The following is a 353-nucleotide window of genomic DNA, read 5'->3' as shown; positions in this document are numbered from 1 at the left end:
ATGCAGCGGCGCGGTCGGCGCGTCGATCGCCAGATCCTTGCGCAGCCACGCGGCAACTTGCATCTGCCCTGGATGGGGTTTGGCGGCGAACAGGCGCTCGTCGAAGTGCTCCGGGTTGCCCTGCAAAGCGACCACGTTCAGCGCGGTGATGCGTGTGGCCAGTTGCAGCAGGTAATCGGCACGGGCGTAAGCCAGGCACGCAAGGCCGGTCATCACGGCGGTGCCGTTCATCAGCGCCAGGGCTTCCTTGGGGCGCAATACCAGCGGTTGCCAACCCAGTTCCTTGTGCACATCAGCCGCTTGCCGGCGTTCGCCGCGGAACATCACTTCGCGCTCGCCGGACAAGGTCGCGG

At 66.3% G+C, this 353-nt stretch carries 1 protein-coding gene; it reads right to left on the bottom strand.

Annotated elements, in window-relative coordinates; translation table 11 throughout:
- Positions 1 to 353, bottom strand: a 353-nt coding sequence (locus AB4120_RS27625; protein ID WP_441643108.1) for an aromatic amino acid lyase, incomplete at both ends; no start/stop codon positions are given.

Origin of the sequence: Cupriavidus sp. 2KB_3, from assembly GCF_052115685.1 — a bacterium.
In the GTDB taxonomy this organism is placed as follows: Bacteria; Pseudomonadota; Gammaproteobacteria; order Burkholderiales; family Burkholderiaceae; genus Cupriavidus; species Cupriavidus campinensis.
Note: the sequence above shows the minus strand (reverse complement) of the source record. Positions and strands in the feature narration are given on the sequence as shown.